Origin of the sequence: Mycobacterium sp. 1245111.1 (assembly GCF_001673405.1) — a bacterium.
Classification (GTDB): domain Bacteria; phylum Actinomycetota; class Actinomycetes; order Mycobacteriales; family Mycobacteriaceae; genus Mycobacterium.
This window is the reverse complement of record NZ_LZLV01000034.1, coordinates 53,044-73,364: the sequence shown is the minus strand read 5'-3', so window position 1 is coordinate 73,364 and position 20,321 is coordinate 53,044. Positions and strand designations below refer to the sequence as shown.

The following is a 20,321-nucleotide window of genomic DNA, read 5'->3' as shown; positions in this document are numbered from 1 at the left end:
CTGCGCGTAGGTGCGGTTCGACCGCAGTGACCGATCCGTAGCGAAAGGCATAGGCAGGCCAGTGGTGAAGCACGAAATATTGGTAAGCATCGCGGCGGCGGCAACCGTGGTTGCGGGTTTGGCCGGATGTTCCAGTAACAAATCCAGCACGGGCTCGAGCAGTAGTGGCGCACCAGCCCCGGTTGGCAACAAGGTCACCATCGACGGCCAAGCCCAGAACGTGACCGGGGCGATCAGTTGCACCCAAGTCAACGGCAACACCAGCATCGGTTTCGGTGATCCGACGACCGGTATAGGTGCGGTGGTGACAAACGCTGACCCGCCGGTCGTCCAGGCGGTCGGGCTGGGCAACCTCACCGGCGTCACGCTGGGTTACTCGGCCGGAGCGCCGAATCAGGGCAACGCTCAAGCGACTAAGAGTGGTAATTCCTACACCATCAAAGGCACCGCGACGGGCGCCGACGCGGCCAATCCCCAACAGCCGGTCAGCAAGTCGTTCGAGATGGACGTGACTTGTCCCTAGAGAGGAACTGACAGGTATGTATGTGAAGCGCGTGGCAAGCGCAGCGTTCGCGGCAACCCTGGGCATGTCAGGAATGACGCTCGGCACGGGACTAGCCAGCGCCACACCGTTCAAGACAGACCCGGCGTGCATTCATTGTGGGCCGATCGCTGACGATCCGCCCGGTCCTGGCGGGCCCGGCCCCGGTCCCGGTGGTCCGGGTGGGCCCGGCGGTGGGCACGGTCCCGGCGGTCCTGGTGGACCTGGTGGGCCGGGTGGCGGTCCCGGTGGACCCGGCGCACATGGCCCGGGTGGACCTGGTGGCGGGGGTGGTCCTGGGCCCGGTGGACCTGGTGGCCCTGGCGGACCTGGTGGCCCCGGGGGAGCGCATGGGCCGGGTGGACCTGGTGGCCCGGGCGGTCCCGGTGGCCCGGGTGGTCCCGGTGAGCCCGGTGGCCCGGGTGGTCCCGGTGGAGGTCACGGGCCGGGCGGACCTGGTCAGCCCGGAGGTCCGGGAGCGGGTCCGCACGGACCCGGTGGCCCGGGTGAGCCTGGTGGACCTGCTGGCCCCGGTGGTCCTGGTGGTCCTGGTGGTCCGGGTGAGCCGGGTGGTCCCGGCGGACCCGGGTGGCACGGACCTGGTGGGCCCGGTGGTCCGCCGCCACCTCCGTACGTGCAGCACGGTTACTACGACCGGGGTGGCCCGCAGTGGGGTGGTCCTCGCGACGCACCGCACGGCTTCAGCGCGCCGGACCATGGTGCGCCGCCACCACCACCCCCACACGGATTCGGTTGGAACGGTGGACCCCCTCCCGGAGCGCCGCCACCCAACTGGGACGGCCCGCCGCCTCCGGGTGGCTGGAACGGACCGCCACCCCCTGGGGGCTGGAACCAGCGATGGGATGGGCCGCCGCGCGACATAGGTTATGCACAGCGCGATTTCGGTCCGTTCAACTACGGCGGCTTCAATGCCATACCGGTCTTCAATCCGCTTTTCGGCGGATGGGGATTCTGGTTCTTCGGCAACTGGATACCGCTGTACTGACGGCTCCGCGGCCCGGCGCCGTGGACCGAAAAGAATGCATCGATCGCGATTCCGTTGCAAGATGGCCGGCGTGGCTATGTTCGAAGGCAGGGCGCTCGCAGACATCAATCTCACCGGACGCGCGTTAGGCGAGGCGATCGAGGCATACATCGCTCGTCGGGATCCGGGTCTGGAGAACATCCAGCTCAAGCGAGCGACTCCGACGGGTGATATCGAAACGCGGGTGCAGCCCCACAAGCGGTGGTACGAGGTGCTCTTCGAGGTCGATGACAACCCCGAGGACGAGGAAGACGAAGAGCTTGACACCTTCGAGGCGCGGAAGAAGGCGGAAGCCAAGGCGCGGGCCGCCGAGAAGGCGCGGGTGAAACACTGGTCGGGGCGCAATCAGGGCGTCTTCCCGACAAGCGAGGTATGGCCGGAAGCCAATCAGTGACGCGAATCGGTCTCTATCGCCGATGATGTAGGGCGGCAGACCGAGAGGAGCGGGTGTGGTGGCTGACGTGCCGCTGGTCGATCGGGCGCGCGGGATGCGCGACCTCGTCCGTGGTGAGGCTGCCGAATCCGAACGCCTACGGACATTGTCGCCGACGATCGTCGAGGAGATGTGGGCCAGCGATCTGATGTCCGCATTCAACCCCAAGGAGGCGGGCGGGATCGAGCCATCGTTTCAGGAGATGATCGACACCTGGATCGAAATGGCATGGCAGGACGGCTCTTTCGGTTGGATCGGCATTGCCAACCTGCCGTCGACGTTCGCGGCCGCGACGTATCTTCCCGACGACGGTTTCGCCGAGGTCTTCACCGCAAACGACAACCGCATCACCATCGGTGGCCAGTATTTCCCGAACGGGCAAGGTGCCGCAGTCGACGGCGGCTACCGGTTGAGCGGCGCGTGGAGCTTCGGCTCCGGCACCGGACACTCGGCGTACATCGGCGCCGGCTTCTTCCCGATGGACAACGGTGAGATTCGCTGGGTCAGCGAAGGCATCCCGGACATGCGGGTGGCCTTCGTGCCTCGCGACGAAGTCACCTTTACCGATGGATGGCATGTCCAGGGGCTCAAGGGAACTGGCTCCTACGACTACGCCATCACCGACGTCTTCGTCCCCGAACGGCGGACCATTCCGCTGTTCGTCCGCGAGCCGGCGCGGGGGAGTTCGGCGGCGAGCCGCATGGGTCTGATGCCCGTCACCGCCGCGGGCCACGCTTCTTTTGCGCTCGGCGTCGCCAAGAGCATGCTGGACGACGTGGAGGAGCTGGCAGCCACCAAGGTCCGGATGAGCGACATGGCGACGCTGGCGACCCGGCAGACTTTCCAGAAGGGGCTCGCCCATCATGTCGCCGCGTGGCGGGCTGCACGCCTGCTCGTGCTCGACGCGTTCGCCACGGCCGAGGCGGCCGTCGACGCGGGTCAGGACCTGACACCCCAGCTGCGCGCCGACATGCGGGTGGCGGCGGTGTATGCCACCGACACCGCGCGTGAGGCCGCAGAGTGGGCGCATTTGGCCGCCGGCACCACCGCGATCCGCGAGGGCAGCCGCCTCGAGCGTGCGTTCCGCGACATCTACACCGGCACTCAGCACGCGTTCATCAGCGAAAAGGTGGCGATGGACGTCGCGCAAATCTGGCTCGGACTCATCGATGATCAGTTTGGACTCTGACTGCGCAGCAACGGAATTCGAGAGGACCAGCCGTGGTGAACGCTGATCGGGCCCGCTCGCGGACTTATCTGGTGACGGGTGCCGCCTCGGGCATCGGCCTGGCCACCGCCGAGCGGCTCCTGGCAGAAGGTGGGAGCGTGATCGGCGCCGACGTGGCCGCGCCGCCCGACCTCGGCCCCGACTTTCGCTTCGTGGCAGCCGATATCACCGATGAGGCCGCGATCGCCGCCGTGCTGGCCGCGGTGCCGGAGCGACTCGACGGCGTCGTCCATGCCGCGGGCGTCGCCGGCGGTGGGCCGGTTCACCTGCTGGATCGCGCCGAGTGGGAGCGGGTGATCGCGATAAACCTGACCGGCACATTTCTCGTCGCGAAGGCCGCCTTAGCGCGAATGATCGACCAACCCCGCGTCGACGGCGAACGGGGCTCGATCGTGACGTTGGCGAGCGTCGAGGGCATCGAGGGAACCGCGGGTGGCAGCGTATACAACGCCGCTAAAGGCGGAGTCGTACTGCTGACCAAGAACATTGCACTTGACTACGGCCCCAGCGGCATCCGGGCCAACGCCATCTGCCCCGGATTCATCGAAACACCGTTGACAGAGCGCGTTTTCGGGCTCCCGGGGATGGAGGGGCCCCGAGCGTCGATCACCAAGGAGCACGCCCTCCAACGGATGGGCCGGTCAGAGGAGATTGCGGCGATGGCGGCATTTCTCGTCTCTCCTGACGCATCGTTTGTCAGCGGCCAAGCCATCGCCGTCGACGGCGGCTACACCGCCGGCCGCGACCACGGCGTGGTGCAACTGTTCGGTCTGCCGACCTGAGGGGTCCGGCGTTTGGGTCGTGCCAACAGCGGGGTAGCCCACACCACCGATGAGTACGACGAAACCGGTCGGAGCGGACCAGTTCTTACCTGCTGATCGCGACTTGAACTCCTTGGCGGAAGCGGCAAGTCGCTGTCGTGGGTGCGCTTTGTACGAGGATGCCTCGCAGACCGTTTTCGGGCACGGGCATCCCGACGCGTCGATCATGCTCGTCGGCGAACAACCCGGCGACCGCGAAGACGTGGCCGGGCTGCCGTTCGTCGGCCCCGCCGGACGTCTGCTTGCCCGCGCGCTCGGTGATGCCGACATCGATCCTGAATTGACGTACCAGACCAACGTGGTCAAGCATTTCAAATTCACCCGAAAGGGCGGCACGCGCCGAATACATCAGAAGCCGAATCGCAGCGAGGTCGTTGCCTGCCGCCCGTGGCTGATAGCCGAGATCCACGCGTTGCAGCCGACGACAATCGTGCTCCTCGGCGCTACTGCGGCTCAGGCATTGCTGGGCAACACTTTTCGCGTATCCGAGAACCGCGGAGAGCTGCTCTCGCTTCCGATCGAGATCGACGTCGATCCCGCGCCGTTACTCTCGGCGACCGTCCATCCCTCGTCGGTCTTGCGCGCCCGCGTCGACCGCGAAAAGGCATACCAGCAGTTGGTAGCGGACCTCAGCAAGGTTCGCGCCAACCTGGCGAATCGGGACTGAGTCGTCAGTCAGCGAAGGTGCACGCGGACAACGCCGCGTCCACACTCGCGTCCACGGGCAGGAGATCGGTCAGATCGCACGCACGCACGATCCGCGCGACCATCGGCTGGGCACTCACCAGCCGCAACTCGACGCCGCGCTCACGAGCGCGCTTAGCCTCCTCGGCGAGCGCCGCGTACGCGCAGCACCCCATGAAGTCCAGGCCGTCGGTGTCGACGATTAGAGATCCCGGAGGACCCGCTGCCGCGGAGGCCTCGCTCAGCAGGCGTCGCCACACGGCATCGTTCGATGCATCGAGCTCGCCGCCGGCATTGACAATCACAGCCGAGCCGTAACGCTCAGTGGTCGCGCGCAGTGTGCTGCGCGCCTGCGCCAGCTCGGATATCAGCCGGCTGCTCAGCACCAGCGGGTGAAAATATGGGTCAGCCATCAGAAAAGTGCTCATAGCGCTCCTGATCCATCGGCGCCTAACGCCGTTATATGGATGCCTGCCCTAGGAAGCTTAAGACCGACGTCGATTAGTAGATATACTGTTTATAACAGGAACGCACCGGTCGTGTCTATGTGCAACCACCTGAGAATTGAGTGAGGAACCCCCCGATCCCTTCGGGTTATTGGACGAAGGTTATTAACGATCTCACGATCTTGATTTGGGCGGGGGTGCTTCTGCCACTGTCGAACGGCCCTAGGCGTGGAACCAAAATCGAGCTAGGACAACACTTTTCGCTCGCGTGCGAGATCGGAAGAAGGTCTTGGTTCGTTCTCGGCCGGAGTTCGAATCCGGTGGTTCGATTTATGGCAAATCTCGAAACTCCGTTCCTGTAATTTGCCGGCAAGTTTTGTCTGATTCCGGGAAATGGAATAGATTCTTTGCTACGAGAGTTCGGCGGCGCATCGGTAATGGCCGGAAAGGCGTGACGCAGCGGGGGCCGCTTACGCCGCGGAGGTGTCAGATTCGTCGGAGTGCTCGGCTTCAAGGTCGGCGATTGCGCGGGATGTGCGCTCGCGCAGCACTATTGCGGCAATCACCCCGCATGCGATGGCAACCAGCAACGCGATCCACGAGAAGCGGGTCAGCCAGCGCTCGGCGGCGATCCCCGCGTAGTACACCAGCGCCGTGGTGCCGCCGGCCCAGCAGACCGCACCCGAGACGTTTGCGATGAGAAATCTGGCGTAACGCATCTTCAGCGCCCCGGCCAACGGCCCGGCGAAAATCCGCAGCAGCGCAATGAAGCGGCCGAAAAACACCGCCCGCGCCCCCCAACGTTCGAACAGGCGCTCCGCATACAGCACATGCCCGGGGCCGAAGTGGTTCGGGAAACGACGTCCGAGCCGATCGAACAGCGGTAGGCCCAGGCGACGCCCGATCGCGTAGCCGGTCGAGTCGCCGATAACCGCCCCGAGTACCGCGGCCGCACCCACGCCGATCGGATTGACCGCCAGCTCGTGCCGCGACGACATCAGCGCGGCGCTCACCAGAACGATTTCGCCAGGCAGCGGGATACCTAAGCTCTCGATGCCGACGACAGCGCCGACCAATCCGTATACGGCCAGCGGAGGGATCGACTGCAGGAAGGCATCCACCGTCATGGGTAAAGGATGCACGACCTCACCGCACCGTGCCGCAGGGACCAGCCGTAACGGGTTTTTACCCGAGCGAAGCCGGGAACACTGCCCAGGACTTGTCTGCAACAGCACGATCGCGGCGATGCCGCTGCTGTCAAAGACGCGTGATTGCAACGTTTTTCGCTGAACCTACGATTTCTGTAACGTCGAATGTGGTACCACGCGAGAAAGGGCCGATGCCATGGCCGAGGCGTCTCCCCAAAAGGGTTCGCGTAAGCCGGCCGAGCGCCTGCTGTCCACCATCGGGCGTCAACGCTGGCTCGACCGGCCCAGCTATCGGCTCGAGCACCTACTCGGCATAGCGCTGAACTCGTTGGGCAGCAGCCGGGATCGCGTCGCCAATGCGCTGAACGGCGTGTGGCTCGGCCACCCGGTGCACCCGCCACTGGCGTCGTTGACCAGCGGAGCGATCGCGACCACCGTCGGATTGGATGCGCTGAGCCTGCTGCCAGGGCGCCCAAAATCCGCATCTGGCGGCGCCGATGAGTGACGGCTGGGTCGACCGTGGTCGGCTGGTGTGTCCATGGCACGGTTCGCGCTTCGACGTCTGCTCGGGCGCGGTGCTGCGTGACCCCTCCGCAGCGGCGTTGCCGCGCTATCAAACGCGAATCAACGACGGGATGATCGAGTTGCGCGGCGACGGGCATTCCCTCGCCGCCGGGACGGGAGTAGGCAAGTGAACGCGTACACGGTATTGCGGGACCACCACAAGGTGCTCAAGGGGTTGCTCGGCAAGATTTCGACTATTCCTGCCGTCGCGCCCGAGCGCCAGGATTATATGGACGACCTGCTGGTCGAGCTCGACATCCACTTTCGTATCGAGGACGACTTGTATTACCCGGCGCTCGCTGCGGCCAGCTCGTTGATCGCGATCGCGCACGCCGAGCATCGTCAGGTGACCGATCAGCTCTCCGTAGTGTTGCGCACGCCGCCGTCCGCTCCAACCTATGAGGACGAATTCAACTCCTTCGCAACGGTTTTGGAGGCGCACGCCGAAGAAGAAGAACGGGACATGATCCCGGTGCCCCCGTCGGTGAAGATCTCCGATGAAGAGCTTGTCGAATTGGGTGACAAAATGGCATCTCGCATCGAGCAGCTACGTGAGTCGACGGTCCACAAGCTTCGGGTCAAGGGCCGAAAGTCGATGTTGCGAGCTCTGTAGAGACTGGGAGCCACATGACCACTGCCCGTTACGACCAAGGCATGGCCGTGCGCCGAGAAGTGCTCGGCGACAGCTACGTCGAGCAGGCGAACGCCAAGACCACCGAATTCACCCGCGATTTCCAGCAGGTCGTCACCGAATTCGCTTGGGGCACGGTCTGGACCCGGCCCGGATTGGATCGCCGCAGCCGGTCGATGGTGACGCTCACCGCCCTCATCGCGCTCGGCCATAACGACGAACTGGCGCTGCATCTTCGGGGCGCGCTACGCAATGGGTTGACGCGGGAGGAGATCAAAGAAGTGCTGTTGCAGGCGGCGGTCTATTGCGGGGTGCCGGCCGCCAACGCCGCATTCCGGGTCGCCCAGCGTGTGCTCGATGAGGTTGAGCCGCAACCTAATCCGACGATATGACGCTCCCGCTCGCGGTTTCTATCGCCGTCGTCTTCGTCTGGCTGGGCATGGTGCTGGCGATCTCGTTCCTCGAGGCGCCACTGAAGTTCCGCGCCCCCAACGTCACGCTGCCGATTGGCCTGGGCATCGGCCGAGTGGTGTTTCGCGCGCTCAACGCCGTCGAAGTCGTCTTCGCAATCGTCATCACGGCGGCCATCGTCGCCCGGCCACCATCCGTGTCTGTGACAGTGACCCTGGCGGTCGCGATCGTGGCCCTGGCCGTGCAGATCGGTGTGGTTCGGCCGCGGCTGACGCGGCGCTCGGACCAGGTGCTGGCCGGACTCGACGCGCCGCGTTCGCGCGGGCATCTGGTCTACGTCGGGCTCGAGGTGGTCAAGTCGCTGGCATTGATCGCCGGCGGGGTTCTTCTACTATCCATCTAGGGAACCTCCGGCAGTTGCGGGCCAACCGAAGGGCTGAAGATGGAATCCGTTTCACTGACCAACCTCGCCGCCGAACAGCTCACCCAGGCGCGCCAGGCGCACAGCGGTCGCGCCTCGCTCACCATCCACGGTGGTCACACCCATGAACTGCGGCAGACCTTGGTGGCGTTGCTTGCCGGGCATGAGCTCTCCGAGCACGACAGCCCCGGACAGGCGTCGCTGCAGGTCCTTCAAGGACACGTGCACCTCACCGCCGGTGACGATGCGTGGGACGGCAAGACCGGCGACTACGTGGTGATCCCGCCGCAACGGCACTCCCTGCAGGCAGTCGACGACTCGGTGGTCTTGCTGACCGTGTTCAAGAGCCTGCCCTCGGCGTAATCGGATGCTCGCGACACCGTGGTCCCGGGCCATGGGCCTGCGCGTGCCGATCGTCAATGCCCCGATGGGCGGGGTCGCGGGTGGGCGGCTGGCCGCTGGGGTGAGCGCCGCCGGCGGACTCGGCATGGTCGGCATGGGCACCGCGGGTTCGACGTCGGCGCTGCACGCCGAGCTGCCGCACGTGGCGGGCACGTTCGGCATCGGCCTGGTGGACTGGGTGATGCGCAAGGAGGCAGGCCTTTTCGAGGCCGCGCTGGCCGCGCAGCCGAAGCTGATCTCGGTCAGCTTCGGCACCGACCTGTCCTGGGTCGATCGTGTTCACGACGCCGGAATCGTTGCTGCCACACAGGTTTACAACGGCGAGGAGGCCCGCAGGGCGCAGGACGCCGGGATCGACCTGGTGGTGGCACGCGGCAGCGAAGGGGGCGGACACGGCGAAGCGACGATCGGCACGCTGCCGCTGCTTGATGCGGTGCTCGACGCCGTGTCGGTGCCGGTGCTGGCGGCCGGGGGAATCGCGTCGCCGCGCAGCCTCGCCGCGGTGCTGGCCGCTGGGGCCAGCGGAGCGTGGCTGGGCACCTGCCTGTCGGCGTCGGTGGAGGCGCTGACCAGTGACGCCGGCCGCAAGGCGCTGATCGAGGCCCGCGAAACCGACACCACCAGCACCCGGGTGTACGACGTCGTCCGCCATCTGCCGTGGGCGGAGCGGTTCCCGTCGCGCGTGCTGCGCAACGACTTCGTCGCGCGCTGGACCGGACACGAGGACGCCTTGGCCGTGGACGCCGACGCGGAAGCGGAACTCGCGACCGCGATTGCCGCCGACGATCGGCGTATCGCCGCGGTGGACGCCGGGCAGGGCGTCGCGATGGTCACCGATGTCGCGCCGGTGGGCGAGGTCATCGACCGACTCTGCACGGGCGCGCGCGAGTTGCTCGCGGGTTGGGCTTAGCGGCGCGTCGGCGGCGCGAAACGTAAACTAGCGCGACTCGACCCGGCATGTCGGCGCAACCAGTTACGTGTCGAGGCAGCCTCGCCTGCGCAGCGCCGCTCGGACCCGTCGCGCGACGTCGTCTGGCGTGTCCTCGGCGATGACTCGGATGACGATCCATCCCAACGACTCCAGCTTGCGCAGTCGCCACTGATCCTTCGCGTACTGCCGACGGTTGGTTCGGTGCTGATCACCGTCGTATTCGACGGCCACTTTGTATGTCTCCCAACCCATGTCGAGCACAGCGACAAGTCGCCACTTTGCATGTACGGGTATCTGGGTGGTGGGCGTGGGAAATCCTGCGTCGATCAGGAGCAGCCGGAGCCACGTCTCCTTCGGTGACGCGGCCCCGCCGTCGACCAGCGACAGGGCTGCCCGCAGCCTTCGCAGACCCCGAGCGCCCGGGTGCCGCTTGACGAGAAGTCGCACGTCCTCAATTGAGAATGGGGTGGCCCTCATGAGCGCATCGAGTCGCGCCACCGACTCGCCGCGCGGTAAAAGGCGACCGAGGTCGTACGCCGTGCGCGCGGGCGTGGTTACCGAGAGCCCCGCGACGCGAGTGATCTCGTCATCGCCAGTCGAATAGTTACGGGTGATGATGCCTTCGGGCGGATTCGGGTTGCGCCATATCAACTCGACGGGCACGTCGTCGTCGATCCAATTGGAGCCGTGCAATGCCGAGGCAGCAAGCCCGGCGAGGACGCCGCGACGATCCGACCACAGCCACGCCCCCTCGGAACGTTGCCGGAGCGAGGGAGTTGTGTACTTCGGCAGGTACACGTCGGGATAGATCGACCGGAATCGCGATCTGAGCTGATAGGGAGTCAGGCGGCCTTGGCGGATAGCTGCACTGCCGACGAATACGTCACGCATACCAGGATCGGAGCCTCGCGCGACCCCGACGGTTCCCGAAACTTAAACCAGCGCGACTCGGCTCGGCGTGTCGTCGCAACCGGTTACGTGTCGGCGCGCCGCCATGGCGTCAGACCGGCCTAGACCGCCCGCACGTAGCGCTTGTTCATCACGCGCTGCAGCAGCGAGGTGAAGGGCCCACCGGCTTTGCTCCACCAGGTCGCCGGCCGCGAGAAGGCCGAGACTTCGGCGAACACCGCCGAGGTGACTGGGTCATGGCGCACCACGAACCGCTCCTCGCCGATCTCGGGATGGCCCGGCAGCGTGCCGTACGCGAACCCGCGCACATGTGGCTCGTCGACGACGTAAACCACCCGGCACGGCGCCTTGAGGAAACCGATTTTCACCACGACCACCGTGCCGGGCGTGATCGTGTCGGTGCTCGGTTCAACCCGCAGACCCGATCCCCGCTGCATGCCCCAGTGCATGACCGCGTCGGCGGCCTCTTCGAAGCGAAGCTGACCCATGCCGATGTGGGCCGAGTAGCCCATGTGCCGGTACCCCGGTGGAAACGGCCCAGCGGTCGCGCCCACTTCCGGATAGGTGAACGGCAACTGCGCAATCGTGTGCAAGTCCACCGACTCAGCTTGCCACGCGAACGTGGCCGGCCTGTCCCGGCAGGCGTACGGTCGGCGAGGTGACTACCCAAGCTCCCGCTCAGGCATCCGGAACGTTCACTCTCGGCGGCGATCTCACGATCAACCGCCTCGGCTACGGCGCGATGCGTCTCACCGGCAAGGGCGTGTGGGGCCCGCCCGCCGACCGCGACGAAGCGATCCGCGTGCTGCGGCGCGCGGCCGAACTCGGCGTCAACTTCATCGACACCGCGGATTCCTACGGCCCGTACTTTGCCGAAGAGATCATCCGCGAGGCGCTACATCCCTACGACGGTCTGGTCATCGCCACCAAGGCCGGTCTGCTGCGCACCCGGCCCGACGTGTGGATTCCGCTGGGCTTCCCGGCCTATCTGCGACAGGAGACCGAGCTGAGCCTGCGCCGCCTCGGCGTCGACGCCATCGACCTGTTTCAGCTGCACCGCATCGACGACAAGTTCCCACTCGAAGACCAGATCGGTGAGCTGGCCAAGCTGCAGCAGGAAGGCAAGATCCGGCACATCGGGCTGTCGGAGATCAATGTCGACCAGCTGCACGCCGCGCAAAAAATCGCGACGATCGTGTCGGTGCAGAACCTCTACAACCTGACCAACCGCAGCGCCGAAGCGCTGCTCGACGAGTCGACCAAGCAGGGGATCGGCTTCATCCCGTGGTTCCCGCTGGCGGCCGGGCCGCTCGCGGGCCCCGACGGCCCGCTGGCCAAGCTCGGCGAGGAGCACGGTCACGCCACGCCCTCACAGCTGGCGCTGGCCTGGCTGCTGAAGCGCTCGCCGGTGGTGCTGCCGATTCCGGGTACCTCGAGCGTCGCGCACCTGGAGGAGAACGTCGCGGCCGCCGAGATCGAACTCAGCGACGACGAGTTCGACAAGCTGAGCGAACTCGGAAAGCAGAACGCCGACTAAGGGCACGTCGACACCGGGCAATACGGTGTTCGGGTGGCTTCCGACGACGCGTGGCATCCCGGTGGCGGCTTCAACCCGCCCGACCCCAGCTCCAAAGGCGGACCGGATTACGGCCGGTTCATCGACGGTGTTCGTGCGCTGCAGGACCACGCCCGCGCGGTCGACGCGCCCGACGAGGTGATCACCGAGGCTGCCGACCTGCTCGACAAGTTGTCCGGGCTGCTCGCCCCGTACGACACCGACGAGTGGAATTCGCCGTCGGGCCGGCGGATGGACCTGCCGATGCGCGGCAACATCCTGACCGTCCCGATGAATGCGCACAAGACCGACGACGGCCGCATCGAGGGCTGGGCTCGATTCGCCCGATTCCACCTGGGCCGCAACGGAGCCGTGCACGGCGGATGCCTCGGAATGCTGTTCGACACCGTGCTCGGGTTGACCTCCTCGGTGCTCACCGGCGGACCCCGGCAGCGCACCGCGTATCTGCACATCAACTACCGCCAGATCGTGCCGATCGAGAAGAAGTTGCAGATCGCGGCGGGAGTCGACCGGGTGGAGGGCCGCAAGGTCTTCGTCTCCGGCCGGTTGAGTGACGGGGACACCGTGCTCACCGAAGCCGAGGCGTTGTTCGTTCTGCTCAAACCCGGCCAGCCGTAAGGCTGGCCGTATTCACCCCGATAGCATGGTCTCCGACCGTTTGAACACCCGAAAGCCATGGAGACCGCGTCGATGACCGCCCTCGCACACCCCGCGTCAGCAACCCCGATCCGGGTGGCTGCCGGGACGACCGCGGCGGCGGCGGTGCGCGAAGCCGGACTGCCGGGCCGCGGGGCCGCCGACGCGATCGTCGTGGTGCGTGACGCCGAGGGCAAGCTGCGCGACCTGAGCTGGGTTCCCGACGCCGACGCCGAGGTCGTCCCGGTGGCGGCGGACACCGACGACGGGCGCAGCGTGATCCGGCATTCGGCCGCCCACGTGCTGGCTCAGGCCGTGCAGGATCTGTTCCCGCACGCCAAGCTCGGCATCGGGCCGCCGATCACCGACGGCTTCTACTACGACTTCGACGTCGCGGAACCGTTCACGCCCGAGGATCTGGACAAGCTGGAAAAGCGCATGCGCCAGATCGTCAAGGAGGGTCAGCTGTTCGACCGCCGGGTCTACGAGTCCAAGGACCAGGCCCGCGGCGAACTGGCCGGCGAGCCCTACAAGCTCGAGTTGGTCGACGACAAGTCCGGCGACCCCGACATCATGGAAATCGGCGGCGACGAGCTGACCGCCTACGACAACCTGAATCCCCGCACCCGCGAACGTGTTTGGGGCGATCTGTGCCGCGGTCCGCACATACCGACCACCAAACACATTCCCGCCTTCAAGCTGACTCGTAGCTCGGCGGCGTACTGGCGCGGCGATCAGAACAACGCCAGCCTGCAACGCATCTACGGCACCGCGTGGGAATCGCAAGAGGCGCTGGACCGTCACCTGGAGTTGCTGGAAGAGGCTCAGCGACGCGACCACCGCAAGCTCGGCGTCGAGTTGGATCTGTTCAGCTTCCCCGACGAAATCGGTTCGGGCCTAGCGGTTTTCCATCCGAAAGGCGGCATCGTCCGCAGCGAACTCGAAGATTATTCGCGGCGTAAGCACCTGGAGGCGGGCTACCAGTTCGTCAACACCCCACACATCACCAAGGAACAGCTGTACATCACCTCGGGCCATCTCGAGTGGTATGCCGACGGCATGTTCCCGCCGATGCACATGGACGCGGAATTCAACGAGGACGGCACGGTCCGCAAACCCGGGCAGGACTACTACCTCAAGCCGATGAACTGCCCGATGCATCATCTGATCTATCGGTCCCGGGGTCGCTCCTATCGCGAACTTCCGTTGCGGCTCTTCGAGTTCGGCACCGTCTACCGGTATGAGAAGTCCGGCGTCGTGCACGGCTTGACCCGCGTGCGCGGCATGACTCAGGACGACGCGCACATCTACTGCACGCGCGAGCAGATGCGCGACGAGTTGGGGTCGTTGCTGGGCTTCGTGTTGGATCTGCTGGCCGACTACGGCCTCAACGATTTCTATCTGGAGCTGTCCACCAAGGATCCCGAGAAATACGTCGGCTCCGACGACGTGTGGGACGAGGCGACCGACGTCCTGCGCGAGGTGGCCGAGGCCTCGGGCTTGCACCTGGTTCCCGACCCGGGCGGCGCCGCGTTCTACGGCCCGAAGATCTCGGTCCAGGTGAAGGATGCGCTGGGTCGCAGCTGGCAGATGTCGACCATCCAGCTCGACTTCAACATGCCCGATCGGTTCGACCTGGAGTACACCGCTGCCGACGGTTCGCGGCAACGTCCGGTGCTCATCCATCGCGCGCTGTTCGGATCGATCGAGCGGTTCTTCGGCATCCTCACCGAGCACTACGCCGGGGCGTTCCCGGCCTGGCTGGCGCCCGTCCAGGTGGTCGGCATCCCCGTCGCCGACGGCCATCTGTCCTACTTGGAAGACATTGCCGCGCAACTGAAGTCGAACGGGATCAGGGTCGATGTTGACGCCAGCGACGACCGGATGGCCAAGAAGATCGTCAACCACACCAACCAACGGGTGCCGTTCATGTTGCTCGCCGGCGATCGCGACGTCGAGGCCGGCGCGGTCAGCTTCCGGTTCGGCGACCGCACGCAGATCAACGGCGTTCCTCGCGACGAAGCGGTGGCCGTCATCAAGCAGTGGGTTGTCGACCGTGAAAACGCAGTTCCCACCGCCGATTTGGTTAAGGTGACCAGCCGTGGCTGACGACGACTCGATCGTCGACTTCGGTGACGGCGGCGACGAGCGCGAGTGCGAGGAGCCGACGGCCCTAATAGACCGAGGTGTCGGAGAATCCGATCACCTGCAGCGGCTGTGGACGCCCTACCGGATGAGTTACCTGGCCGAGGGGCCACTGAAGCGGGACAACGGCAACAAGGAACAGCCTTTTACCGACATCCCGCAACTGTCCGACGAGGACGGTCTGGTGGTGGCACGTGGCGAACTGGTCTACGCGGTGCTGAACCTCTACCCATACAACCCCGGGCACCTGATGGTGGTGCCTTACCGTCGCTTCTCCGAGATCGAGGATTTGACGGAGGCGGAAAGCGCCGAACTGATGGCGTTCATCCAGAAGGCAATTCGCGTCATCAAGAACGTGTCCCGCCCGCACGGGTTCAACGTCGGGGTCAACCTGGGCCACTCGGCCGGCGGCTCGCTGGCCGAGCACCTGCATGTGCACGTGGTGCCGCGATGGGGTGGCGACGCCAACTTCATCACGATCATCGGCGACTCGAAGGTGATCCCGCAATTGCTGCGTGACACCCGCAGTCTGCTGGCCGCGGAGTGGGCCCGGCAATCATGAGCGGGCCGTCGTGAGCAAGCTGTTATCCCGCGAGGGAGTCGCGCGAGCCACCGCACCGGTGGCGCGGGCATTTCTGCGCGCGGGGTTCACGGCGGACGGTGTGACCATCGTCGCGACCGCCGCCGCGGTGCTGGCAGCGTTGACACTCTTCCCGACCGGACGGCTGTTCGCCGGCACACTGGTCATTTGGTTCTTCGTGATGTTCGACCTCGTCGACGGTGCGATGGCGCGAGAAAGCGGCGGCGGCACCAGGTTTGGCGCGGTGCTCGATGCCACCTGCGACCGTATCAGCGACGGTGCGGTGTTCTGCGGGCTGGCGTGGTGGGCGGCTTTCGGCCTCCACAGCCGCCCACTGGTCGTGGCGACGTTGATCTGCTTGGTGACTTCCCAAGTGATCTCGTACATCAAAGCCCGCGCCGAAGCCAGTGGGCTGCGCGGCGGTGGTGGTTTCATCGAGCGGCCGGAGCGGCTGATCATCGTGTTGGTCGGCGCGGGATTGTCGGACCTGCCGATCTTTCCGTTGCACTGGGCGCTGCCCTCGGCGATGTGGTTGCTGGCCGCCGCGAGCATGGTGACCTGTGCTCAGCGGTTGCACACCGTGCGGGACTCGACCGGCGCGGGCACTCCACTACCGCCGCCGGGCAACCCGGGAGAGACCGAGTCGTGATCGGCGGTCTGAAACTGCCTGGCATCAGCGGTCTTTCGCTCGGCAGTCGACTGACCGACTGGGGTTATGCGGCCGGCTGGCTGACAGTGCGAACGATGCCGGAATTCGCGGCACGCAACGTCTTCGACGCCGGAGCGCTCTACGCGTCGCGCAACGGGGGACCAGAGCAGCTCCGCAAGAATCTCGCCCGGGTCGTCGGTGTCGAGCCGAAAGACGTGCCCGCCAGCCTGGTGCGGGCGTCGCTGGCGTCCTACGCCCGGTACTGGCGTGAAGCGTTTCGGTTGCCGTCGATGGACCACCAGGCGCTCGGCCGGCTGCTCGCCGAAACCACAACGGGCACAGAGCATATCGACGCGGCGCTGGCCAGCGGTCGCGGCGTCGTTGCGGCGTTGCCGCACAGTGGGAACTGGGACATGGCCGGGGTGTGGATGGCTCAGACCTACGGCAAGTTCACCACCGTCGCCGAGCGGCTGAAACCTGAGTCGTTGTTCCTGCGGTTCATCGAATACCGGGAAAGCTTGGGATTCGAGGTGATTCCGCTGTCCGGCGGTGAGCAGCCCCCGTTCCCGTTGCTCAGCGAGCGGCTGCGGGACAACAAGGTGGTGTGTCTGATGGCCGAGCGCGACCTGAGCCGCAGCGGCGTCCAGGTCGACTTCTTCGGCGAACCCACGAGAATGCCGGCCGGACCGGCGAAACTGGCGATCACCACCGGGGCAGCCTTGCTGCCCGTGCACTGCTGGTACGACGGCGATGATTGCCGAGTCACGTTCTTCCCGCCGTTGGACTGCTCCAGCGGCGACGTCGGCGTCGTCACCCAGTCGCTGGCCGATGTCTTCGCCCGCAACATCGCCGAGCATCCCGCCGACTGGCACATGCTCCAGCCGCAGTGGCTGGCGGATCTGTCGGAGGAACGCCAGGCCCGATTGGCGGAGAGCTGATGCGGATCGGGATGGTCTGCCCGTACTCGTTCGACGTGCCGGGCGGAGTGCAGTCGCATGTCCTGCAGCTCGCCGCGGTGATGCGCGGCCGCGGTCAGGACGTCAGCGTGCTGGCACCGACTTCGCCAGGCCGGCACGTCACATTGCCCGACTACGTCGTCTCGGCCGGCCGGGCGGTCCCGATTCCCTACAACGGCTCGGTGGCACGCCTGCAGATCAGCCCCGCCGTCAGCGGCAAGATCCGGCGCTGGCTAGCCGACGGCGACTTCGACGTCCTGCACCTGCACGAACCGAACGCCCCCAGCGTGTCGATGTGGGCGTTGCGGATTGCCCAAGGGCCCATCGTGGCCACCTTCCACACCTCGACCACCAAGTCGCTGATGCTGTCGGTGTTCGGCGGATTGCTGCAGCCCATGCACGAAAAGATCATCGGCCGCATCGCGGTGTCCGACCTGGCCCGGCGGTGGCAGATGGAGGCGCTGGGGTCCGATGCGGTCGAGATCCCCAACGGCGTCGACGTCGAGGCGATGGCCTCGGCGCCGCTGCTCGACGGGTATCCGCGGCCGGCCAAGACGGTGTTGTTCCTGGGACGCTACGACGAACCCCGGAAGGGCATGGCGGTGCTGATCGGGGCGCTGCCCAGCCTGGTCGAGCGATTTCCCGGCTTGCAGGTGTTGATCGCCGGCCGTGGTAACGAGGATGAATTACGGTCCAAGGCAGGGGATTTGGCCGGTCACCTCCGTTTTCTCGGCCAGGTCGACGATGCCGCCAAGGCGTCGGCGATGCGCAGCGCCGACGTCTACTGTGCGCCGAACCTGGGCGGGGAGAGCTTCGGGATCGTGCTCGTCGAGGCGATGGCGGCCGGCACGCCGGTGGTGGCCAGCGACCTGCACGCATTCCGGCGGGTGCTGCGCGACGGGGAAGCCGGGCGGCTGGTCGCCGTCGACGACAGCGCGGCGCTGGCCGAGGGCGTGATCGCGGTGCTGGACGACGAGTCGCTGGCGCAGCGCTACGTCGCTGCCGGCGCTGAAGCGGTGCGCCGCTATGACTGGCCCGTGGTGGCCAGCCAGATCATGCGGGTCTACGAGACCGTTGCTGTCAGCGGCAACAAAGTCCAGGTGGCCGGCTGATGTGGTGGACGATTGGGCTGGTCGCGGCCCTGGTCGCGCTGCTGCTGGTGCTGGTCGGGTTCGGCGCCTGGGCATATCGGGCGGCCAATCGGCTCGACCGCCTGCATGTCCGTTACGACCTGTCCTGGCAGGCGCTGGACGCGGCGTTGGCCCGCCGGGCAGTGGTGGCTCGGACAGTCGCCGCGAACGCCTTCGGCGGCCCGGTGGACGCCGAAGCCAAGGAACTGGTGGCCGCCGCCGACGCGGCAGAGACCGCTCCCCGCCAGGCCCGCGAAGGATGCGAGAACAAGTTGGCCGCCGCGCTGGCGATGGTCGATCCGGCCTCGGTGCCGGCCGGTGTGATCGCCGAGCTGGCCGACGCCGAAGCCCGCGTGGTGCTGGCCCGCCGATTCCACAACGATGCGGTTCGCGACACGCTCGCGCTGCGCGAAAAGCGGCTGGTGCGGCTGTTCCGGTTGGCCGGAACAGCCAAGCTGCCAACCTATTTCGAGATCGCCGAGCGATCGCAGGCACTCCGGCAGGCCGATCGCCATCCCGTCGACCGCCGCACCTCGGCGCGGGTGGTGCTGCTCGACGAGACCGGGGCGGTGTTGCTGCTGTGCGGTTCCGATCCCGCGGCCGGCCAGGACCTGGCCGCGGCGCCGCGGTGGTGGTTCACCGTGGGTGGCCGGGTCGGCGACGGAGAATCCCTCGGCCAAGCCGCCGTGCGCGAACTGGCCGAGGAGACCGGTCTGCGGGCCGATCCCACCGACATGATCGGACCTATCTGGCGGCGCGACGCGGTGTTCGACTTCAACGGCGCCGAGATCGACAGCGAGGAATTCTTCTTCGTCCACCGCACCCGGCGCTTCGAGCCGAACACCAGCGGACGCACCGAGCTGGAGAACCGCTACATCCACTGCCATCGCTGGTGTGACGCTGCCGACATCGTTGAGCTGGCAAACTCCGGGGAGACGGTCTATCCGCTTCAGCTGCCCGAACTGCTCGCCGAGGCAGCTGCGCAGGCCAGCGCGCCGGATCGGCCACGGCAGCTACAGTCCATCCGCTAAGGCGCTGGCAGCGCGGCCAGGAAATACGATTTGGCGTCCACCCCTAGAATTGGGTGAGACCAGTTGAAGGAGATCGACCGTGGATAGCGCTCAGCCGCACGGCGCAAATGGCACAGCGCGGACCGGAACCGCGCGGGTCAAGCGCGGCATGGCCGAGATGCTCAAGGGCGGCGTGATCATGGACGTCGTCACCCCCGAGCAGGCCCGGATCGCCGAAGGCGCCGGCGCCGTCGCGGTGATGGCGCTCGAGCGCGTTCCCGCCGACATTCGCGCTCAGGGCGGCGTATCGCGGATGAGCGACCCCGACATGATCGAGGGCATCATCTCCGCGGTCACCATCCCGGTGATGGCCAAGGCGCGTATCGGTCACTTCGTCGAAGCGCAGATCCTGCAGAGCCTTGGCGTGGACTACGTCGACGAGTCCGAGGTGCTGACACCCGCCGACTACACCCACCACATCGACAAGTGGAAGTTCACCGTGCCGTTCGTCTGCGGCGCGACGAATCTCGGTGAAGCGCTGCGGCGGATCAACGAGGGCGCCGCGATGATCCGCTCCAAGGGTGAAGCCGGCACCGGCGACGTATCCAACGCCACCACGCACATGCGTGCCATCGGCGGCGAGATTCGTCGGCTCGGCTCCCTGTCCGAGGACGAATTGTTCGTGGCGGCAAAGGAATTGCAGGCGCCCTACGACCTTGTCGTCGAAGTCGCCCGTGCGGGCAAGCTGCCGGTCACGCTGTTCACCGCCGGCGGTATCGCGACGCCGGCCGACGCCGCGATGATGATGCAGCTCGGCGCCGAGGGTGTCTTCGTCGGCTCGGGCATCTTCAAGTCCGGGGATCCGGCGCAGCGCGCAGCGGCGATTGTGAAGGCCACCACGTTTTACGACGACCCCGACGTGCTGGCCAAGGTGTCCCGCGGCCTCGGGGAGGCGATGGTCGGCATCAACGTCGAGCAGGTACCGGAGCCGCATCGCCTGGCCCAGCGCGGCTGGTAAAAACAG

General features: G+C 66.4%; 24 protein-coding genes and 1 pseudogene. 21 read left to right on the top strand and 4 right to left on the bottom strand.

The genetic code is table 11. From position 1 onward, the window contains the following. The first annotated feature begins 64 nt into the window (after nucleotides 1-64). The 6 genes from A5658_RS06345 to A5658_RS06320 all read left to right on the top strand — a co-directional run bounded on the left by A5658_RS06345 (nucleotide 65) and on the right by A5658_RS06320 (nucleotide 4,735). Nucleotides 65-523, top strand: coding sequence for a lipoprotein LpqH (locus A5658_RS06345; RefSeq protein WP_067332773.1), 459 nt, complete (start codon nucleotides 65-67; stop codon nucleotides 521-523). Between the two features lie 16 nt (nucleotides 524-539). Continuing rightward, a complete protein-coding gene (locus A5658_RS29275; protein WP_369830492.1) occupies nucleotides 540-1,547 on the top strand; it encodes an MAP_0585 family protein in 1,008 nt (335 codons plus the stop codon). A gap of 70 nt (nucleotides 1,548-1,617) precedes the next feature. Further along, on the top strand, nucleotides 1,618-1,980 hold the full coding sequence (locus A5658_RS06335; RefSeq protein WP_156751291.1) for a hypothetical protein: 363 nt from the start codon (nucleotides 1,618-1,620) through the stop codon (nucleotides 1,978-1,980). 94 nt (nucleotides 1,981-2,074) lie between these two features. Continuing rightward, the gene (locus A5658_RS06330; protein WP_067332772.1) at nucleotides 2,075-3,208 is read left to right on the top strand and encodes an acyl-CoA dehydrogenase family protein; all 1,134 of its coding nucleotides are present in this window, start codon (nucleotides 2,075-2,077) and stop codon (nucleotides 3,206-3,208) included. A 32-nt stretch (nucleotides 3,209-3,240) separates the two neighbouring features. Continuing rightward, complete coding sequence (locus A5658_RS06325; RefSeq protein ID WP_067332408.1) at nucleotides 3,241-4,029, top strand: SDR family NAD(P)-dependent oxidoreductase; 789 nt, start codon at nucleotides 3,241-3,243, stop codon at nucleotides 4,027-4,029. A gap of 49 nt (nucleotides 4,030-4,078) precedes the next feature. Then, nucleotides 4,079-4,735: a UdgX family uracil-DNA binding protein gene (locus A5658_RS06320; protein ID WP_067332406.1), complete on the top strand. Its 657-nt coding sequence runs from the start codon at nucleotides 4,079-4,081 to the stop codon at nucleotides 4,733-4,735. A 4-nt stretch (nucleotides 4,736-4,739) separates the two neighbouring features. Here A5658_RS06320 and A5658_RS06315 read toward each other — a convergent pair whose 3' ends face one another. After that, nucleotides 4,740-5,180 (bottom strand): anti-sigma factor antagonist, encoded by a 441-nt coding sequence (locus tag A5658_RS06315; RefSeq protein ID WP_067332403.1) that lies wholly within the window; start codon nucleotides 5,178-5,180, stop codon nucleotides 4,740-4,742. A gap of 488 nt (nucleotides 5,181-5,668) precedes the next feature. Continuing rightward, nucleotides 5,669-6,325: a DedA family protein gene (locus A5658_RS06310; protein ID WP_067332401.1), complete on the bottom strand. Its 657-nt coding sequence runs from the start codon at nucleotides 6,323-6,325 to the stop codon at nucleotides 5,669-5,671. Nucleotides 6,326-6,542: 217 nt separating this feature from the next. Between A5658_RS06310 and A5658_RS27390 the strand changes: the two are divergent. The 6 genes and pseudogenes from A5658_RS27390 to A5658_RS06275 all read left to right on the top strand — a co-directional run bounded on the left by A5658_RS27390 (nucleotide 6,543) and on the right by A5658_RS06275 (nucleotide 9,685). Beyond that, a pseudogene (locus tag A5658_RS27390) lies at nucleotides 6,543-7,041 on the top strand (Rieske (2Fe-2S) protein). Continuing rightward, entirely contained in the window at nucleotides 7,038-7,523 is a 486-nt protein-coding gene (locus A5658_RS06295) for a hemerythrin domain-containing protein (protein WP_067332395.1), read from the top strand. Before A5658_RS27390 ends, A5658_RS06295 begins: the two are co-directional and overlap by 4 nt. A gap of 14 nt (nucleotides 7,524-7,537) precedes the next feature. Continuing rightward, on the top strand, nucleotides 7,538-7,933 hold the full coding sequence (gene pcaC / locus A5658_RS06290) for a 4-carboxymuconolactone decarboxylase (protein ID WP_067332393.1): 396 nt from the start codon (nucleotides 7,538-7,540) through the stop codon (nucleotides 7,931-7,933). Then, nucleotides 7,930-8,355 carry a hypothetical protein gene (locus tag A5658_RS06285; RefSeq protein ID WP_067332390.1) on the top strand — a complete coding sequence of 142 codons (426 nt, stop codon included), beginning with the start codon at nucleotides 7,930-7,932 and terminating at the stop codon, nucleotides 8,353-8,355. Before pcaC ends, A5658_RS06285 begins: the two co-directional genes overlap by 4 nt. A gap of 39 nt (nucleotides 8,356-8,394) precedes the next feature. Next, nucleotides 8,395-8,736: a cupin domain-containing protein gene (locus tag A5658_RS06280; protein WP_067332388.1), complete on the top strand. Its 342-nt coding sequence runs from the start codon at nucleotides 8,395-8,397 to the stop codon at nucleotides 8,734-8,736. Nucleotides 8,737-8,740: 4 nt separating this feature from the next. Then, a complete protein-coding gene (locus A5658_RS06275) occupies nucleotides 8,741-9,685 on the top strand; it encodes a nitronate monooxygenase family protein (protein ID WP_067332386.1) in 945 nt (314 codons plus the stop codon). A 63-nt stretch (nucleotides 9,686-9,748) separates the two neighbouring features. Here the strand turns inward: A5658_RS06275 and A5658_RS06270 are convergent, their stop codons facing one another. Further along, the gene (locus A5658_RS06270) at nucleotides 9,749-10,597 is read right to left on the bottom strand and encodes a DUF559 domain-containing protein (protein WP_067332384.1); all 849 of its coding nucleotides are present in this window, start codon (nucleotides 10,595-10,597) and stop codon (nucleotides 9,749-9,751) included. A 119-nt stretch (nucleotides 10,598-10,716) separates the two neighbouring features. Next, nucleotides 10,717-11,214, bottom strand: coding sequence for a DUF1990 domain-containing protein (locus tag A5658_RS06265; RefSeq protein WP_067332382.1), 498 nt, complete (start codon nucleotides 11,212-11,214; stop codon nucleotides 10,717-10,719). Nucleotides 11,215-11,273: 59 nt separating this feature from the next. Here A5658_RS06265 and A5658_RS06260 point away from each other — a divergent pair, with 59 nt between their 5' ends. The 9 genes from A5658_RS06260 (at nucleotide 11,274) to pdxS (ending at nucleotide 20,315) form a co-directional block, all read left to right on the top strand. Further along, on the top strand, nucleotides 11,274-12,152 hold the full coding sequence (locus A5658_RS06260) for an aldo/keto reductase (protein ID WP_067332380.1): 879 nt from the start codon (nucleotides 11,274-11,276) through the stop codon (nucleotides 12,150-12,152). A gap of 33 nt (nucleotides 12,153-12,185) precedes the next feature. Further along, nucleotides 12,186-12,809 (top strand): PaaI family thioesterase, encoded by a 624-nt coding sequence (locus tag A5658_RS06255; protein WP_067332378.1) that lies wholly within the window; start codon nucleotides 12,186-12,188, stop codon nucleotides 12,807-12,809. Between the two features lie 72 nt (nucleotides 12,810-12,881). After that, the gene (gene thrS, locus A5658_RS06250) at nucleotides 12,882-14,936 is read left to right on the top strand and encodes a threonine--tRNA ligase (RefSeq protein WP_067332771.1); all 2,055 of its coding nucleotides are present in this window, start codon (nucleotides 12,882-12,884) and stop codon (nucleotides 14,934-14,936) included. Between the two features lie 10 nt (nucleotides 14,937-14,946). Then, a complete protein-coding gene (locus A5658_RS06245) occupies nucleotides 14,947-15,534 on the top strand; it encodes an HIT domain-containing protein (RefSeq protein ID WP_067332770.1) in 588 nt (195 codons plus the stop codon). Nucleotides 15,535-15,544: 10 nt separating this feature from the next. Next, on the top strand, nucleotides 15,545-16,201 hold the full coding sequence (pgsA, locus tag A5658_RS06240) for a phosphatidylinositol phosphate synthase (protein ID WP_067332377.1): 657 nt from the start codon (nucleotides 15,545-15,547) through the stop codon (nucleotides 16,199-16,201). Continuing rightward, a complete protein-coding gene (locus A5658_RS06235; RefSeq protein WP_156751290.1) occupies nucleotides 16,198-17,139 on the top strand; it encodes a phosphatidylinositol mannoside acyltransferase in 942 nt (313 codons plus the stop codon). Before pgsA ends, A5658_RS06235 begins: the two co-directional genes overlap by 4 nt. Then, nucleotides 17,139-18,269 (top strand): glycosyltransferase family 4 protein, encoded by a 1,131-nt coding sequence (locus A5658_RS06230; RefSeq protein ID WP_067332375.1) that lies wholly within the window; start codon nucleotides 17,139-17,141, stop codon nucleotides 18,267-18,269. Before A5658_RS06235 ends, A5658_RS06230 begins: the two co-directional genes overlap by 1 nt. Further along, the gene (locus A5658_RS06225; protein WP_067332373.1) at nucleotides 18,269-19,318 is read left to right on the top strand and encodes an NUDIX hydrolase; all 1,050 of its coding nucleotides are present in this window, start codon (nucleotides 18,269-18,271) and stop codon (nucleotides 19,316-19,318) included. The genes A5658_RS06230 and A5658_RS06225 overlap by 1 nt, the downstream gene beginning before the upstream one ends. Before the next feature lie 148 nt (nucleotides 19,319-19,466). After that, on the top strand, nucleotides 19,467-20,315 hold the full coding sequence (pdxS, locus tag A5658_RS06220; RefSeq protein ID WP_231997235.1) for a pyridoxal 5'-phosphate synthase lyase subunit PdxS: 849 nt from the start codon (nucleotides 19,467-19,469) through the stop codon (nucleotides 20,313-20,315). Nucleotides 20,316-20,321: the final 6 nt, after the last annotated feature.

Coding starts and splice junctions, on each gene's coding strand:
- A5658_RS29275 (WP_369830492.1), top strand. CDS start 540: ATGTATGTGAAGCGCGTGGCAAGCGCAGCGTTCGCGGCAACCCTGGGC.
- A5658_RS06330 (WP_067332772.1), top strand. CDS start 2,075: ATGCGCGACCTCGTCCGTGGTGAGGCTGCCGAATCCGAACGCCTACGG.
- A5658_RS06320 (WP_067332406.1), top strand. CDS start 4,079: ATGAGTACGACGAAACCGGTCGGAGCGGACCAGTTCTTACCTGCTGAT.
- A5658_RS06315 (WP_067332403.1), bottom strand. CDS start 5,180: ATGAGCACTTTTCTGATGGCTGACCCATATTTTCACCCGCTGGTGCTG.
- A5658_RS06310 (WP_067332401.1), bottom strand. CDS start 6,325: ATGACGGTGGATGCCTTCCTGCAGTCGATCCCTCCGCTGGCCGTATAC.
- pcaC (WP_067332393.1), top strand. CDS start 7,538: ATGACCACTGCCCGTTACGACCAAGGCATGGCCGTGCGCCGAGAAGTG.
- A5658_RS06285 (WP_067332390.1), top strand. CDS start 7,930: ATGACGCTCCCGCTCGCGGTTTCTATCGCCGTCGTCTTCGTCTGGCTG.
- A5658_RS06280 (WP_067332388.1), top strand. CDS start 8,395: ATGGAATCCGTTTCACTGACCAACCTCGCCGCCGAACAGCTCACCCAG.
- A5658_RS06275 (WP_067332386.1), top strand. CDS start 8,741: ATGCTCGCGACACCGTGGTCCCGGGCCATGGGCCTGCGCGTGCCGATC.
- A5658_RS06270 (WP_067332384.1), bottom strand. CDS start 10,597: ATGCGTGACGTATTCGTCGGCAGTGCAGCTATCCGCCAAGGCCGCCTG.
- thrS (WP_067332771.1), top strand. CDS start 12,882: ATGACCGCCCTCGCACACCCCGCGTCAGCAACCCCGATCCGGGTGGCT.
- A5658_RS06230 (WP_067332375.1), top strand. CDS start 17,139: ATGCGGATCGGGATGGTCTGCCCGTACTCGTTCGACGTGCCGGGCGGA.
- A5658_RS06225 (WP_067332373.1), top strand. CDS start 18,269: ATGTGGTGGACGATTGGGCTGGTCGCGGCCCTGGTCGCGCTGCTGCTG.
- pdxS (WP_231997235.1), top strand. CDS start 19,467: ATGGCCGAGATGCTCAAGGGCGGCGTGATCATGGACGTCGTCACCCCC.